The following is a 16,608-nucleotide window of genomic DNA, read 5'->3' as shown; positions in this document are numbered from 1 at the left end:
AACAACATGTTGAATCAACCAATCAATAATTTGCGAAAAAAACTCGGTTCACGATTTATTCCGCTAACTCTAGTCTTTTTTGCATTTCTTTTGATTGTTACGATGTTTACCAGCGTGCGTCAAAAACGAGTGGATTACCGGGAGGGTCAAGTCGCTTCTGAGAGTATTCGCGCCAATAAGACGCTTGAAAATATTGCTGAGACGGATCAGAAACGTCAACTGGCAGCTGAAGCTGTCACTCCGGAGTACACGTTCCAGCCTGAACTGGCAGAAACTCAGCACGATCGCATCAGTCAATTGATTGATTTGGTTCAAAAAACCAATAGTGATATTGATAAGGCTAATCAAACCAAAGTATCACAAGCTAAAGAAGGTGAGACTGTTCCTCAACCAACGGTGGAGGAACGTGTTGCCGCGGTAAAAAAGAACTTTGAAAGTATCGACCAAGATACAGTCAGCTTTTACCAAAAGCTGCCGGAAAACTTTTTCCGGTTAGTTGTTCAACTGACGAGTCAGCAGTTAGATCAAGTAAAAACGTCGACTTTAAAGTTGAACGATGAGCAGATGAGCAAACGAATTCGAGAGAGCGACTTAGAGGCCTATAGGCAGCAGGCGATCGATCAAATTCCTGACCTTGGACTAACAGACAACCAAAACCAGGTGATTCAATACTTGTTGGAAAACGGTATTGTAGTCAATGATATTCTGAATGAGAAAAGAACAGAAGATTTACGGGAACAGGCGAAGAGCTCTGTTCAACCGGTTATGATCTATCAAGGAGAAATCATTGTTCGCGAAGGCAGCCAAATTGATGCCAGTGCCTTCAATAAATTGAAATTATTGGGGCTGACTAGCTCGGGCGGGTCAACCTTCCCACTGATAGCCATGATTTTGTCAACTATTCTTCAAGGCTTTGTCTTGTGGTTCTACAGCCGACAATTTGAAGTTGAGTTTCAGCGAATCCGATTTATCTTATTCTATTCGGCTTCAATGATTTTCAGTGTTCTAGTCATGAAGTTTCTTCAAATTTTCCAAAGTACCAGCAGCAATAACTTGGCGCTATTTTTCCCAGCTGCTTTTGTACCATTGTTGTTGACCGTTTTTGTGAATCGCAGAGCTGGAAGTTTAGCGGCTGTTTTCCAAACTATTTTTGCTTTATTTGTTTACTATGATTCCATTGGAACCAACATGCTGACGATTATTTTGATGACCTATTTGTTTTCAGGTGTTTTGGCAGTGATGGTAAAACAAAAACGAGTATCTGATCAAGCCAAGCAGGCGCTGCTTTGGATCGTTATCTTCCCCTTGATTTGGGCGATTATTTTGAATATTTATCAAGGCTTGTCCTTTACCAATAGTGCAACTTGGGGCACGTTGATTTGTGCGGTAGCTGGATCGTTATTATCCTTCTTGTTAGGAACTGGTCTGCAGCCGTATATTGAATTGCTAGTAACAGATAGCGGGGTTATTACGCTAAATGAATTAAGCAATCCCAACCATCCATTGCTTAAACAGCTGCTGGAAGAAGCACCGGGAACTTATCATCATTCCATGATGGTGGCTAATCTGAGTGCCAATGCCGTAGCTGAGATTGGCGGACGGTCGCTGCTAACCCGTGTAGCTTGCTACTACCATGATATTGGTAAGATTCGTCATGCGAACTTCTTTGTGGAAAATCTGCCGCCGGGTGCGGAGAATCCACATAATTTCCTGCTGCCAGAAGACAGCAAGCAAATTATTTTTGGACATGTGATTGAAGGGGCTAAGATTCTAGAGGAATACAAAATGCCGCAAATGGTGATCGATATTTGTTATCAGCATCATGGAACGACTTTAATGAAATTCTTCTATGTGAAAGCTAAAGAGCGGAATCCGGAAATAACTGAGGCAGAATTCCGTTATCCTGGTCCGAAGCCACAGACAAGAGAAGCGGGTGTAGTAAGTATCGCCGACAGCTGTGAAGCAGCAGTACGCGCAATGGATCATCCATCAATGGAAAAAATCAGCAGATTTGTTCATGAGTTGATTGAAGAACGTATCTCTGATGGGCAATTGGACGATTCCGGCTTGACGTTGAAAGAAATTCGAATTGTCGAAAAATCGTTAATCAGCAGTTTGAGTTCGACCTTCCATTCACGGATTAAATATCCGAAGATGAAATCAGAAGCTGAGAAAATGAAAGAAGAGCAAGAAAGAGGCGAACGGTAGTGGATATTACCTTTATTGATGAAACCGGCGAAGTTTCTCAAGATAGAATCACTGAAGTTGACGACTTGCTGCAATTTGCAGCCGACTATTTGAAGCTGCCAGAAGACACGGAGATGTCGGTCACTTTTATGGACAATGCGGCCATTCAGATTATTAATCGGGATTATCGCGATAAGGATGCACCAACGGATGTGATCAGTTTTGCTCTAGAAGAAGACGGTGAAGATGAGGGTCCGATAATTTTTGACGAGGAGATGGCAATGCCAAGAAATCTAGGCGATATAATGATTTCTACAGAACGTGCAGCAGAACAGGCGGAAGAGTACGGACATAGTTTCGATCGGGAATTAGGCTTTTTAGCTGTTCATGGTTTTTTGCATATCAATGGCTATGATCATATGACCCCGGAAGATGAGAAAGAAATGTTCGGACTACAGAAAGAGATTTTGGATGCCTATGGACTCAAAAGATAAAAAAGAAAAAGTAGCTAAGACAGATGAAATGGATAAAACTGAAAAAATAGATGAGACAGAAAAAGCAGTTAGAGTGGATAAAATAGAAGAACCTAAAAAGATGGAAAATCGGGGGAAGAACAAGCATTTTATCACTTCTTTAGAATTTGCTTTTAAAGGAATACAAACAGTCTTTGAAGAAGAACGCAACATGCGTAAACATGTTCTTCTAGGTGGGCTAGCAATGCTAGCTGGAGTCATTCTTGGGTTAGACCGTTTAGAATGGCTATGGATTTTTCTGGCAGTTTTTTTGGTTTGGATAGTTGAAATCATTAATACTGTGTTTGAAAATGTGGTAGATATGTGTACGGAATGTCACTACAATGCCATTGGCAAAAAGATCAAGGATATGGCCGCTGGTGCGGTATTGCTGACATCTATTTTTGCTGTAATTGTTGGCTTGATTATTTTCTTGCCAAAAATTCTGGAATTTTTAGACGCATGAAATTGAGAGAATGTTGTTTAGCTGGGACGAACGAGCTTTTGTAAGCTGAAAAGGTTCGCCCAGTTTTTTTCAGGAAAGGAATAAAAACTATGACAGAACATAAATCAGGATTTGTTGCAATTGTTGGTCGTCCTAACGTTGGAAAATCAACCTTGCTGAACCGGATTGTTGGGCAAAAGATTGCCATTATGAGCGACAAAGCTCAAACTACCCGTAACAAAATTCAAGGAGTGTATACGACGGATGAAGCTCAATTGGTTTTCATTGATACTCCTGGAATTCATAAACCCAAACATCGTTTAGGTGATTATATGGTGGAGGCTGCCTATAGTGCATTGCGGGAAGTCGATGCGATCATGTTCATGATTAGTGCTGATCAAAAGCGCGGGCCAGGAGACAACTTCATTTTGGAACGATTGAAAAACCAAAACGTTCCTGTTTATTTAATTATCAATAAGATTGATAAGATTCATCCAGATGAATTACTGGCAATCATTGATGATTATCGTCAGGTGATGGAATTTAAGGAAGTTATTCCTATTTCAGCAACTGAAGGCAATAATGTAGAACACATGATGGAAACTTTAGTGGATCAGATGCCGGAAGGTCCGCAATATTTTCCAGAAGATCAAGTGACCGATCATCCAGAATATTTTATTGTTTCGGAGTTAATCCGAGAAAAGGTATTGCAACTGACCCGTGATGAGGTTCCCCACTCAGTAGCAGTAGTAACTGACTCAATGAAGCGGGATGAGAACGAGAAGATTCATATCCAAGCGACGATTATAGTAGAGCGTACGAGTCAAAAGGGAATTATTATTGGCAAAGGCGGGAAAATGCTGAAAAATGTCGGAACGCAAGCACGTAAAGATATTGAGCGCTTGTTGGGAGACAAAGTGTTTCTGGAATTGTGGGTAAAGGTTCAAAAGGACTGGCGCGACAAGAAAACCTATTTGCAGGATTACGGCTACCGTAACGATGATTATTAAGATGAGCAGAGGTGAAGCGAGGCTTTACCTCTATTTGTTAGCCTATTAGATAGAAATCCCTTTATAATAGAAAGAAAGAGCAGAGGTGACGTGATGGCACAAGTAAGTGAAACCAAAGGCTTGATCCTTTTTAGTCGGGATTACAAGGAAAAGGATAAGCTGATTAAGATTTTTACCGAGTCGGCCGGGAAAGTTATGTTTTTTGCCAAGGGGATTCACCGACCGAATAATCCGCTGCGGTCTGCAGTTATGCCTTTTACCGAGGCAGTCTATATTGGTAATTTGAAGGAAGACGGCTTATCCTTTTTAAATAGTGCCAAAGAGATTCACCCGTTGCGCAAGCTGCAGGAGGACATTTTTCTAAATGCTTACGGTTCCTATATCTTAGGTTTAGTGGATGCCGCTATTGATGATCATGTCTATGATCCGGCTTTGTATGGCTTTACTAAACAGGCACTAGAGTTGATGGATCAAGGGTACGATGGCGAAACAATCTTGAATATTTTTGAATTGCAAATTATGCAACGATTTGGGGTAGCTTTAAACTGGAGAGCCTGCAGTATTTGTGGAAAGACTACTGGAGCCTTTGATTTTTCTTCGAAATACAGTGGGGTTTTGTGTCAGGATCATTGGCACATGGATGAACACCGTTACCATGCAGATCCGCGGGCAATTTATTTCATTCGCATGTTTTCGACGATTTCTTACGATAAAATCAGTAGTGTAAATTTGAAGCCGGAAACTAAGCAGGCTATCCGTAAAACGATTGATCAGCTTTATGAAGAATATGTTGGATTGCATCTGAAAAGCAAACGATTCATTGATCAAATGGGTGAGTGGCAAAATATGCTGAAGCCGTTAGATCCAAAAAATGATGCTGAATAGTCTGCGCTGTCTTAAAGACGGTGCAGATTTTTTTTTATAGATCTTTGACTGGTAAAAACTTTAATAGAGTCAAAATCTGCTTTTTCAGATTCTTTCTTGAAAAAATCCCTCGTTTGTTTAACAAATTTTCCAGCTTTCCTTGACCTTTAATGATAAAATGATTAATATACTTTAAACATAAACTTATGAGAATTTCATTTTGGAAAAGGAGTGGTATAGATGAAGGAACTTTGGGATGTGCTACGCCCAGAAGAACAGATCGAATTACAAATAAGAAGGTTGTATCAAGAGCATCATTTTCATCTATACCAATTAAACAGCTTTGAGGAATTTGAAGGCTATCAGCAACAGCGGAATTTTTTTAAAGATAGTACGATTATTACCTTTACCGGAAATGATGGTCGAACGATGGCTTTGAAGCCGGATGTAACGATTTCGATTGTAAAAAATACACCCTCAGGGGAGCGTCGTAAAGTTTATTACGTAGAAGATGTTTATCGTCAAGATCGTCAAGAGGGGGAATATCAAAAGATTCGTCAAGTGGGAATTGAGATTATTGACAACATCGGACAAAAAGATGAACTTGAGGTTCTGCGTTTGGCTTGGCAGAGTCTAGCCTTAGTAGGCGAAGGAACCTTAGACCTTTCTCACATGGGGATAATCAATGCAATTTGCGAACAATTCCCTGAAGAGGAGCGGGATCAGGTTCTGAAAGCTTTACAGCATAAAAGCTCGCATGCCATGGATGAATTGACTCAGAAATACAATTTGCCAAAAGAAGAAAGTGAGAACTTAGGAAAATTACTGCGACTTTCTGGTAAGTTTGAACAGTTTTACGAAAAAGCACGTGGGTTGCTATCTACATTGCCTAAAGCACAAGCTGCACTAGATGAGTTGAAGGAATTACACGATCAGTTGACAAGTGACTCTGAGTTGTCTTCGTTGATTCGTTTGCGACTAGACTTTTCAATTATGAACGATGCGGATTATTACAGCGGATTATTGTTCCAAGGATTTATTAAGGAATCAAAGGAAACCATTCTTCATGGCGGACGTTATGACCTCCTGCTAAAACGCCAGGGAAAAAGTCAAGGTGCGATTGGGTTTGGTATGAAGCTGAATCATGTGGGTGAAAAAAAAGCACCGAAGGACTCCGAGTATTTAAACATCGCCTTACCAAAAGGACGGATGGGAGATACGGTCTATCAATTATTTACCAAAGCCGGAATTGCCAGCGAGGGAGTTTTCGAAGACAATCGCAAGCTGATTTTTGTTGATGAAACAAATAAATTACGCTTTTTCTTAGTGAAACCTAGTGATGTAGCGATCTATGTGGAGCATGGTGCCGCTGATATAGGGGTTGTTGGCAAAGATATATTGATGGAGAATTACGCACATGTTATTGAGTTTTTAGATCTACACCTAGGAGAATGTCGAATTGCAGTGGCGGCCTGCAATGATTTCGTAGAGGATGAAAGTAGACCGTTGAGAGTTTCAACGAAGTACTCCAACATTACACGAGATTATTATGACAGCTTAGGCCGTTCGATTGAGTTGATTGGATTGCATGGTTCGATTGAATTAGCGCCATTATTAGATTTATCAGACGTAATTGTCGATATCGTGGAAACAGGTACTACTTTGAAGGAGAACAATTTAAAGGTGATTCAGGATATCGCACCCTCTTCTGCACGGTTAATTATTAACCATGCTACTTGGCGTTTTAAGCAAGCACGCATTCAGGAGGTTATTGAGAAAGTGAGGCAGGAAATTTGAGAATCTTTTCAACTGTAAAACAAACGCAGGAAGAAATTTTGGCGCGAAAAATGTCTGAATCCGTCGATGTTTCGGCTACTGTATCTGAAATAGTAACGAAGGTTAAAACTGGCGGAGATCAGGCGATAAAACAACTGACAAAAGAAATCGATGGTGTTGAACTCGCTGATTTGCGGGTAGTAGCTGCGGATATTGAAGCTAGTGTGAATGAGATTTCTAGTGAGTTGCTCGCTGTTTTGAAAAAAGCCAAAGAAAATATTACGGCTTACCACGAAAAGCAGGTTCGCCAGGGATTTGTCTCAACCTCGGAACAAGGAATTGTCATGGGACAACGTGTATTACCCTTAGAAACGGTGGGCGTTTATGTGCCCGGCGGAACAGCAGCTTATCCCAGTACGGTATTAATGGATGTATTGCCAGCTAAAATTGCTGGGGTGAAGCGAATCGTTATGATCACTCCTCCAAGCAAAGAAGGAAAATTAGCACCAGCTATTCTCGCGGCTGCACACGTTGCTGGTGTGGATGAAATTTATCAAGTCGGTGGAGCGCAAGGTGTGGCTGCACTAGCCTATGGAACGGAAACGATTCCGGCAGTTGACAAAATTGTTGGACCGGGAAATATTTATGTTGCAACAGCGAAACGTATGGTTTACGGCTTGGTTGATATTGATATGATCGCAGGTCCAAGTGATGTCTTGATTGTGGCGGATGACAGTGCCAATCCTGAATGGTTAGCCGCGGATTTAATTGCTCAGGCCGAGCATGATCCCTTGGCGCAGGCCATTTTGATTACAACCTCAGAGTCAATGATAAAAGCAGTGGATCAAGCAGTACAACAGCAATTAGTTGACCTGCCGAGACAAGCAATTGCTCAGCAATCATTGGACAATAATGGGAAACTGATTTTAACTCGGGATTTAGACGAGGCCATTTCCTTAGCAAATCAGGTGGCACCAGAACATTTGGAGTTAGCAGTTGATCAACCTTTTGGACTATTAGGAAAAGTAAGAAATGCCGGCAGTGTCTTTTTAGGCCATTACACGCCTGAGGTTTTAGGTGATTATTTTGCTGGACCAAACCATACTTTGCCAACGGAAGGAACCGCTCGCTTTTATTCCCCTTTGTCGGTAGACGATTATGTGAAGAAAAGCAGCTATCTTTACTATACACCAGAAGCATTGGCAGAGGCAGGCCCTTCCGTTGAATTATTTGCTAAAACGGAACACTTAGATGGCCATGCCCGTTCAATGGCGATTCGATTAAGGGGGGAAAAGGAATGAATTTCTTACATTCAAAATATGCTCATTTAGTTCCTTATACACCTGGAGAGCAACCAAAAGAATCTAACTTTATTAAGCTGAATACGAATGAAAGTCCTTATGAGCCAGCACCATCAGTTATGGAGGCAGTTAAGGCAGCAGCTCATACGTTAAACCGTTACTCCGATACTGCTGTAAGAATTGTTGTTGACCCCTTAGCAAAGCAGTTAGGAGTCAAAGCGGACCAAGTTATTTTAGGGAATGGCAGCGATGAAATTTTATCCTTTATTTTCCAAGCGTTCACCGAAAAAGGGATGTCTTTTCCAGATGTAACCTATGGCTTTTATGCTATCTATTGTGATATGTATCAAGCGCAGGCCAATGTGGTACCTTTGATGGAAGATTTTACCTTAGATTTATCGGCTTATGATGCATTGGCAGGAACTGTAATTATTGCTAATCCCAATGCACCAACGGGTTTGCTGCTTTCCTGTGAGGAAATATGCGACTTCTTGAAACGACATCCGGATCGTTTGTTGGTGGTGGATGAAGCGTATATTGATTTCGGTGGTCAATCAATGATTGCCCACATTGAAGAGTTTGATAATCTGTTGGTGGTAGGTACCTTTTCGAAATCACGTCAGTTGGCGGGAGCACGTTTAGGTTATGCTGTAGGGAACAGTCAATTGATTGGGAATCTGAATCAGATCAAATACAGTGTGAATCCCTACAATATCAATGCAATGACCCAGGCTGCGGGGGCTGCAGTGTTAGCCAAGCAGGATTATGTGGACCAATGTATCAAGAAGACGATTGAAGTAAGAAAGTGGAGTACACAGGAATTGAAAAAACGAGGCTTTGAAATGACAGACAGCTATTGCAATTTCCTGTTTGCCAAACATTCTGAATTTGCTGGCGAAACGTTATTTGAGGCGTTGCGAGAACAAAAAATCTTAGTCCGCTGGTTTAATCAACCGCGTACAAAGGACTATTTACGTATTTCAATTGGAACCAAAGAACAAATGGAACGCTTGATGGATGCCGTGGATCGAATTTTGGAAGGAGCCAACTAATGAGAAAAGCAGAAGTGACGCGCAATACCTCGGAAACGAAGATTCAACTCCAATTAGCTGTGGACGGAACTGGCCAACAAAATATTAAAACAGGTATTGGTTTTCTAGACCACATGCTGGAATTGTTTACTCGTCATGGCCGTTTTGACTTAGAGCTGGTCTGTGACGGCGATATCGAAGTGGATGCCCATCATACAACGGAGGATGTAGGGATTGCGATTGGTCGTGCCTTTTCTGAAGCTTTGGGCGAACGTCGCGGAATTAAGCGCTATGGCAGTATGATGCTTCCGATGGATGAAGCCTTGGTGATGACTGCTTTAGATATCAGTGGACGTGGAATGGCCGTCGTTGAGCTGGATATTCCTACCGAAAAAATTGGCCAACAGTTTGATACGGAGCTGGTTGAGGAGTTCTTCATTGCTTTTGCTCGTGAATTAGGAGCAACCATTCACTTACATCAAATTGCTGGCAAAAATAGTCATCATATTGTTGAAGCCTGCTTTAAAGGATTTGGTCGAGCATTAGGCGAAGCAGTCACCATCAATCAGGCGGCGCCAGATGAAATTCCTTCAACTAAAGGAACGATTATCTAGAAAGGGAGAATCTGATGATAGCGATTATTGATTATGGTGTCGGCAATTTATTCAGTTTAACCCGCTCGTTGGAATATATTGGCGAGAAGAGTATTGTAACAAGAGACTTAAGTATCCTAGAAGCGGCTGATCACATTATTCTACCTGGTGTTGGAGCTTTTGGGGATGCAATTGAAAAATTAGAGCAGCTGGAATTAATTGCGCCAATTCAGCAATTAGCAGCCAGCGGAAAACCCTTCTTAGGGATTTGTTTAGGGATGCAGTTGCTATTCGAAACGAGTGAAGAATTCGGCAATTATCGAGGGCTAGGATTGATTCCTGGAAAGATTGTTTCTATGACAGAGGCCTTTCGAAAACAGGCGATTGATTTGAAGGTACCGCAAATTGGCTGGAACCAATTGGAAATTTTGCAAGAGGATTGCCCGCTGGTTCGCGCTATCCAACAAGGCGATTATGTTTATTATGTGCATAGCTTCTATGGAGCGGATTGCGAAGACTCACTGGTTGCAGTTAGCGATTATGGTGTCAAAATTCCCGGGATTGTCCAAAAGGAAAATGTCATGGGGACTCAGTTTCATCCAGAAAAAAGCGGCGATGTCGGATTGAAAATTCTTAAAGCATTTGCGGAGGTGGGAAAATGAAAATCTTTCCAGCAATCGATTTATTAAATCAAAAGGTCGTTCGTTTGTATCAAGGAGACTACGATCAGCAGGAAATCTTTGGTGATGATCCAGCAGCTTTTGCCAAGTCCTTTGAGGAGGCGGGAGCAAAATATCTGCATTTGGTCGATTTGGATGGTGCTAAGGCTGGGAAGCTGCACTATTTCGAAATTGCGAAGCAAATTGTTGAACAAACCAACTTGTTTGTCGAAGTTGGCGGTGGCATTCGCGATGAAGCAACGATTCAACATTGTCTGGATGCTGGAGTGGATCGAGTAATTTTAGGAACAATTGCGCAAAAAGATCCTGAGTTTACACAAGCTATGCTGGCAAAGTATAGCGAGAAAATTGCCATTGGAGTAGATGCTAAAGAGGGGAAAGTAGCAGTAGAGGGCTGGTTGGAAAAAACCGAAACCGATGCTTTTGAATTCTGTCAGCAGCTGCAACGCTGGGGAGCAAAGACCATTATTTTCACGGAGATTTCCCGGGATGGGACAGGTCAAGGAATTAATATTCCTTTGTACCAAAAACTGAATGAATTAGATTTGGAAATTGTGGCTTCTGGCGGAGTAGCCAGTTTAGCGGATATTGAACAATTAAAGGCGATTCAGATTGGTGGAGCAATTGTCGGCAAATCCCTTTATAATGGTAGCTTGAAGCTAGAGGATGTCTTGGCAGCCGGCAAGGAGGAGAACTAATGCTCGCAAAACGAATTATTCCTTGTTTGGATGTCCGGGATGGCCGAGTAGTCAAGGGGGTAAACTTTGCTGGGCTGAAGGATGTGAATGATCCAGTTACTTTGGCACGGTTTTACAATGAGCAGGGAGCGGATGAATTAGTTTTCTACGATATTACAGCTTCAGCCGAAGATCGTGAGCTGTTTACTGATATTTTAGAGGCTGTTGCCTCAGAGGTATTTATTCCTTTAACTGTGGGCGGCGGAATTAATGAAGTAGCTGATTTTGAACGGGTATTAAATTGTGGTGCCGATAAAGTCAGTGTTAATTCTGGGGCTTTGCGAAATCCTCAACTGATTGAGGATGGGGCCAAGCGTTACGGCAGTCAATGTGTGGTTCTTTCGGTTGATATTCGAAAGGTAGGCGATCAGTGGCGGGTTTTTGCTAAGGGTGGTCGCGAAGATACTGGTTTGGACGCGTTAGAATGGATCAAAAAAGGCGAAGCATTAGGTGCCGGCGAGCTGGTAATTAACAGCATGGATACGGATGGCGTGAAGCAGGGATTTGATTTACCTTTGTTAACAGCGGTTAGTGAAATCAGCGCATTACCGATTGTTGCCTCTGGAGGAGCCGGAAACAGTGAAGATTTTTATCGCTTGTTCCAGCTGCCCAATATTGAAGCAGGCTTAGCAGCTTCGATTTTCCATTATGGCGAAGTAAAAATTCCTGATTTAAAGCGTCAATTAACAGAAAAAGCAATTCCAATGCGAATTGTTTAGAGGAGGAAGCAGATGGAACTGAAATTTGATGAACAAGGCTTAATCCCAGTTATTGTACAGGATGCCCAAACCAATCAAGTCTTGACCTTGGCTTATATGAATCAAGAAAGTTTAACCTTAACGTTGAAGGATCGTTTAATGACCTTTTATTCTCGCAGCCGTCAAGAGTTATGGCGCAAAGGAGAAACTAGTGGGAACTACCAGCATTTAGTCTCTTTGACCGCTGATTGCGATCAAGATGCCTTAGTTGCTAAGGTGACCAAGGATGGGCCTGCCTGCCATATTGGTTCAGAAAGCTGCTTTACTGAACAGCTTTTTGGTGAGCAGGAGCAGGAGAAAGTTCAACTAACTGATCTTTATCAATTAATTAAGGAGCGCAAGACGTCACCAAAGGAAGGTAGTTATACCAGCTACTTGTTCGATAAGGGGTTAGAAAAGATTTTGAAAAAAATTGGTGAAGAATCTACCGAAGTTGTTATTGGAGCAATGAAGGCAGATCGTCAGGAAACTGTTTTTGAAGCAGCGGATTTAACTTATCATATGCTAGTGCTTTTAGTGGAAATGGGCATTACGGTAGAAGAGGTTCAGCAGGAATTAGCCAAACGGCATGTCGTCGATCATAAGGTGAAGCAAGAAACGTTAAAATAGGGGGAAGTTTCATGTTCTATTCAAACGCACATACCCACAGCACCTGGTGTGATGGTAAGGATACGATGCAATCGATGGCTGAGGCAGCTATTCAATTAGGTTTTACTGACTTAGGCTTTACCAGCCATTCTTCAGCACCCTTTGATCCTTCTTGTCCTGGCGTTGCTGATGAATCAGGGTACCAAAAGGAGGCCCATGGACTGCAGGAGCAATTCAAGGATTATTTGACGATTCGTTTAGGTTTGGAATGGGACTACTATAGTCCAGATCCACAGATTGGCTATGACTATTTTGTGGGGTCGGTGCATTACTTACCACCAAGAAATGGCGTCTATCGTTCAGTTGATGAAAGTCCAGAAACGCTGATGGAAACTTTGCGGGACTGGTATGGCGGCGACAATCTGTTAATGATTCAGGACTACTACGACACCGTAGTGAGTCATATTCAACAGCATCAGCCGAAAATCGTCGGGCACTTTGATCTGATTACAAAGTTCAATGAGAAGGCCTCTTGGTTTGATGATAAAAGCAGCGCATACCAGAAGATTGCTTTGAAGGCATTAGATAACGTAATTGATTTGGTTCAATCCTATGGCGGTTTGGTAGAAGTGAATACTGGAGCCATTTCTCGTAATTGGCGAACACAGCCTTATCCGGATTGTTTCTTGCTGCAGCAGCTGCAGTTAAGAGAATGCCCGGTGATTGTCACTAGTGACAGTCATGAAACAAATACGTTAAATTTTCATTTTAAAGAGACTGGTGAACTATTGAAGTCCTTAGGTTTTACCTCGACGGTTCAATTAAAGGATGGCGAATTTCAAAAAATTTCGTTTTAAGCTAAATACGATTTGACAAACCATAGGAAAAGTCGATATTATAGTAGCAAGTTGAATAGGTGCGTTGAGCAAAAAAAGAAGTTCATCCCTCAGTGAAGCGAGTTCGGGTCAGTGGAAGCCGAATGTGATATGAATTTTCCCGGCGTTTGTGAGCACAGTAGTTGAAAGCTGCCAAGTTTTTTTGACTTGGAAGTAGGGTGGAACCGCGTTAATACGTCCCTATGTCTATTGCAGACATAGGGCTTTTTCATGTTTTTAGAACATTCAAGGAGGAAAATAAATGAGTAAACGATCCATGCAAGACATTATTTTGACATTGCAAAAATTTTGGTCCGACAATGGTTGTATGCTGATGCAGGCCTATGACACAGAAAAGGGTGCCGGAACGATGAGTCCTTATACCTTTTTACGGGCAATTGGACCAGAACCTTGGCGGGCAGCTTACGTGGAGCCATCACGTCGGCCAGCGGATGGACGCTACGGAGAAAATCCCAACCGTTTGTATCAGCACCATCAGTTTCAGGTAGTGATGAAGCCTTCACCAGAGAATATTCAAGAGCTGTACTTAGACAGCTTGCGCTTACTGGGAATTGATCCACTGGAGCATGATATTCGCTTTGTAGAGGACAACTGGGAAAACCCATCAATGGGCTGTGCAGGACTAGGCTGGGAAGTTTGGCTAGATGGAATGGAAATCACCCAATTTACTTATTTCCAACAAGTTGGCGGACTACCTTGTCATCCTGTAACAGCTGAATTAACTTATGGTTTGGAACGTTTGGCTTCTTATATTCAAGAAGTGGAAAGTGTCTACGATCTGCAATGGTCAGATGATGTAAAATATGGCGAAATCTTCAAGCAGCCAGAATATGAACATTCAAAATATTCCTTTGAAGTTAGTGACCAAAAGATGCTGCTGGATAACTTTGATAAATTCGAAAAGGAAGCACAACGATGCATTGATGAAGATTTAGTGCATCCGGCCTATGATTACATTTTAAAATGCAGTCATACCTTTAACCTACTAGATGCGCGCGGAGCCGTTTCAGTCACTGAACGGGCAGGCTACTTGGCACGTATTCGTAATATGGCACGAGCTGTTGCGAAAATCTTTGTGGCAGAACGTGAAAAATTAGGATTCCCATTGTTAAATCATGAGGAGGGCAAATAAAAATGGCAAAAGATCTATTATTAGAAATCGGTTTAGAAGAAATGCCTGCCCATGTGGTTTGGCCCAGCAGTAAACAGCTGGAAGAACGTGTAGTGAAATTTTTAGAAGAAAATAGTTTAACCTTTGATTCAGTGGAAAGCTTTTCGACCCCTCGTCGTTTGGGGATTCGAGTAACCAATATTCCTGATCGTCAAGAAGATGTTCAAGAAGAAGTTAAAGGGCCAGCTAAGAAGATTGCTCAGGACACAGAGGGGAATTGGAGCAAGGCAGCAGAAGGGTTTGTTCGTGGGCAAGGTTTGACCACGGATGCGATTACTTTCCGTGAAGTGAATGGTGTCGAATATGTTTATGTAACGAAGTATATTCATGGAAAAGAAAGCAACGAAGTGTTAACGCAATTAGATAAAGTTATCACTAGTATGACCTTCCCAGTAACTATGCATTGGGGCGATACTACTTTTGAATACATTCGTCCAATTCACTGGATTGTCGCTTTATTGGATGAAGAAGTGATCCCTTTTGAAATTTTAGATGTGAAAACGGGTCGTGAAACCCGCGGACATCGTTTCTTAGGTGACAACGCGGTAATCAATGAGCCAAAAGAATACGAAGAAAAATTGAAGGAACAATTTGTCATTGCGAATGCCCAAGAGCGCCAACAAATGATTATTGATCAAATCAATCAATTGGCTGCCGAGAATAAATGGCAAATTGATCTGGATGCGGATCTTTTAGAAGAAGTAAGTAATTTGGTTGAATATCCAACTGTTTTTGTGGGCGACTACGAAGAGCGCTTCTTATCCGTTCCTGAAGAAGTTTTAGTCACTTCCATGAAGGAACATCAACGCTATTTTGATGTTCGTAATCAAAAAGGAATCTTGCTTCCTCACTTTATTTCTGTACGTAACGGGAATAATGTTAAGCTGGACAATGTCATTAAAGGAAATCAAAAAGTACTAACCGCTCGCTTGGAGGATGCGGACTTTTTCTACGAAGAGGACAAAAAGCTCTCTATTGATGCTTGTGTTGAAAAACTGAAAAACGTAACCTTCCATGAAAAAATCGGCAGCATCTATGAAAAAATGCAGCGGGTTGGCAAAATTAGTCAGCTGATTGGTAAGCAAGTAGGCTTAACAGAGGACGAATTAACTGATTTGCAGCGAGCTTCCGAGATTTATAAGTTTGACCTAGTCACTAACATGGTGGGTGAATTCCCTGAATTACAAGGGATCATGGGTGAGAAATATGCGTTGCTGCAAGGGGAAAAACCAGCAGTTGCTCAGGCTGTTCGAGAGCATTACCTGCCGATTTCAGCTGAAGGTGATTTGCCTGAATCGAGTATCGGAGCAGTTTTAGCAGTAGCTGACAAGCTGGACAGTATTTTAGCCTTCTTTGCGGTAGAAATGATTCCAAGTGGTTCAAACGACCCATATGCTTTGCGTCGTCAAACTTATGGAATTGTACGTATTATTGAAAACAAAGGCTGGAGTTTCCCATTCCGAAAAGTTCAGCAAGTAGTGGCTGAAGCAATTAATGCAGATGAAGCCAGCTTTGGCATTCATTTCAATCAAGATCAACAAGCATTAGTGGACTTCTTCAAAGGCCGTTTACGCCAACGTCTGCAGCTGCAAAATATCCGTCATGACTTGATTGATGCAGTATTGGCATCGAAGCAGGATGACTTAACCCAAATTTTTGAAACGGCTCGTATTTTTGGTCAACATGTTAAGGATGTTGATTTCAAGGAATCGATGGAAGCTTTAACTCGGGTAATCAACTTAGCTAAGAAAGTAAATACTGAAGCGGTTGGTCAAAAGGTTGATCCAAAACTCTTTGAAAATGAGAGTGAAAAAGAATTATTTGCTGCGGTAAAATCTGCTTGTGATCAGTTTGGCGATCAATCCATGGCAGATAATTATGAAATGCTAGCAAACCTGCGTCCGGTGATTGAGCGCTACTTTAACGAAACGATGGTTATGGCAGAAGACGAAAAAGTCCGCAATAACCGATTAACTCAATTAGCACAGATTGCTGATATGGCGGAAGCTCTAGCAAGTATCGATAAAATCATTACAAAATAAGCAGAAAGAAACCTTCA

Annotated in this window: 16 protein-coding genes; all 16 read left to right on the top strand. The window is 41.8% G+C overall.

Going from position 1 to position 16,608, the window contains the following annotated elements; translation table 11 throughout:
• Nucleotides 1-6: 6 nt before the first annotated feature.
• The gene (locus IGI49_RS09165; protein ID WP_207704780.1) at nucleotides 7-2,208 is read left to right on the top strand and encodes an HD family phosphohydrolase; all 2,202 of its coding nucleotides are present in this window, start codon (nucleotides 7-9) and stop codon (nucleotides 2,206-2,208) included.
• Entirely contained in the window at nucleotides 2,208-2,681 is a 474-nt protein-coding gene (gene ybeY, locus IGI49_RS09160) for an rRNA maturation RNase YbeY (protein ID WP_207704781.1), read from the top strand. The genes IGI49_RS09165 and ybeY overlap by 1 nt, the downstream gene beginning before the upstream one ends.
• 100 nt (nucleotides 2,682-2,781) lie before the next feature.
• A complete protein-coding gene (locus tag IGI49_RS09155; protein ID WP_429964990.1) occupies nucleotides 2,782-3,165 on the top strand; it encodes a diacylglycerol kinase family protein in 384 nt (127 codons plus the stop codon).
• A gap of 89 nt (nucleotides 3,166-3,254) precedes the next feature.
• Nucleotides 3,255-4,154, top strand: coding sequence for a GTPase Era (era, locus tag IGI49_RS09150; protein ID WP_429964261.1), 900 nt, complete (start codon nucleotides 3,255-3,257; stop codon nucleotides 4,152-4,154).
• Nucleotides 4,155-4,247: 93 nt separating this feature from the next.
• The gene (recO, locus tag IGI49_RS09145; protein WP_429964260.1) at nucleotides 4,248-5,039 is read left to right on the top strand and encodes a DNA repair protein RecO; all 792 of its coding nucleotides are present in this window, start codon (nucleotides 4,248-4,250) and stop codon (nucleotides 5,037-5,039) included.
• A 219-nt stretch (nucleotides 5,040-5,258) separates the two neighbouring features.
• A complete protein-coding gene (gene hisG / locus IGI49_RS09140; RefSeq protein ID WP_429964259.1) occupies nucleotides 5,259-6,815 on the top strand; it encodes an ATP phosphoribosyltransferase in 1,557 nt (518 codons plus the stop codon).
• Entirely contained in the window at nucleotides 6,812-8,095 is a 1,284-nt protein-coding gene (gene hisD / locus IGI49_RS09135) for a histidinol dehydrogenase (protein ID WP_429964258.1), read from the top strand. The genes hisG and hisD overlap by 4 nt, the downstream gene beginning before the upstream one ends.
• Nucleotides 8,092-9,147 (top strand): histidinol-phosphate transaminase, encoded by a 1,056-nt coding sequence (gene hisC, locus IGI49_RS09130; RefSeq protein WP_429964257.1) that lies wholly within the window; start codon nucleotides 8,092-8,094, stop codon nucleotides 9,145-9,147. Before hisD ends, hisC begins: the two co-directional genes overlap by 4 nt.
• On the top strand, nucleotides 9,147-9,740 hold the full coding sequence (gene hisB / locus IGI49_RS09125; protein ID WP_429964256.1) for an imidazoleglycerol-phosphate dehydratase HisB: 594 nt from the start codon (nucleotides 9,147-9,149) through the stop codon (nucleotides 9,738-9,740). The genes hisC and hisB overlap by 1 nt, the downstream gene beginning before the upstream one ends.
• Nucleotides 9,741-9,754: 14 nt before the next feature.
• Complete coding sequence (hisH, locus tag IGI49_RS09120) at nucleotides 9,755-10,381, top strand: imidazole glycerol phosphate synthase subunit HisH (protein WP_429964255.1); 627 nt, start codon at nucleotides 9,755-9,757, stop codon at nucleotides 10,379-10,381.
• Complete coding sequence (hisA, locus tag IGI49_RS09115; RefSeq protein WP_429964254.1) at nucleotides 10,378-11,097, top strand: 1-(5-phosphoribosyl)-5-[(5-phosphoribosylamino)methylideneamino]imidazole-4-carboxamide isomerase; 720 nt, start codon at nucleotides 10,378-10,380, stop codon at nucleotides 11,095-11,097. Before hisH ends, hisA begins: the two co-directional genes overlap by 4 nt.
• Complete coding sequence (gene hisF, locus IGI49_RS09110) at nucleotides 11,097-11,855, top strand: imidazole glycerol phosphate synthase subunit HisF (protein WP_429964253.1); 759 nt, start codon at nucleotides 11,097-11,099, stop codon at nucleotides 11,853-11,855. Before hisA ends, hisF begins: the two co-directional genes overlap by 1 nt.
• Before the next feature lie 12 nt (nucleotides 11,856-11,867).
• On the top strand, nucleotides 11,868-12,503 hold the full coding sequence (gene hisIE, locus IGI49_RS09105; RefSeq protein WP_429964252.1) for a bifunctional phosphoribosyl-AMP cyclohydrolase/phosphoribosyl-ATP diphosphatase HisIE: 636 nt from the start codon (nucleotides 11,868-11,870) through the stop codon (nucleotides 12,501-12,503).
• A gap of 11 nt (nucleotides 12,504-12,514) precedes the next feature.
• Nucleotides 12,515-13,339, top strand: coding sequence for a histidinol-phosphatase HisJ family protein (locus IGI49_RS09100; RefSeq protein ID WP_429964251.1), 825 nt, complete (start codon nucleotides 12,515-12,517; stop codon nucleotides 13,337-13,339).
• Nucleotides 13,340-13,619: 280 nt separating this feature from the next.
• Complete coding sequence (gene glyQ / locus IGI49_RS09095) at nucleotides 13,620-14,510, top strand: glycine--tRNA ligase subunit alpha (protein WP_207704793.1); 891 nt, start codon at nucleotides 13,620-13,622, stop codon at nucleotides 14,508-14,510.
• Between the two features lie 2 nt (nucleotides 14,511-14,512).
• A complete protein-coding gene (glyS, locus tag IGI49_RS09090; RefSeq protein WP_429964250.1) occupies nucleotides 14,513-16,591 on the top strand; it encodes a glycine--tRNA ligase subunit beta in 2,079 nt (692 codons plus the stop codon).
• The last annotated feature ends 17 nt before the right edge of the window (nucleotides 16,592-16,608 follow it).

The organism is Enterococcus sp. AZ071 (genome assembly GCF_050499065.1).
GTDB classification, from domain to species: domain Bacteria; phylum Bacillota; class Bacilli; order Lactobacillales; family Enterococcaceae; genus Enterococcus_A; species Enterococcus_A ferrettii.
This window is presented reverse-complemented; position numbering and strand designations above follow the sequence as displayed.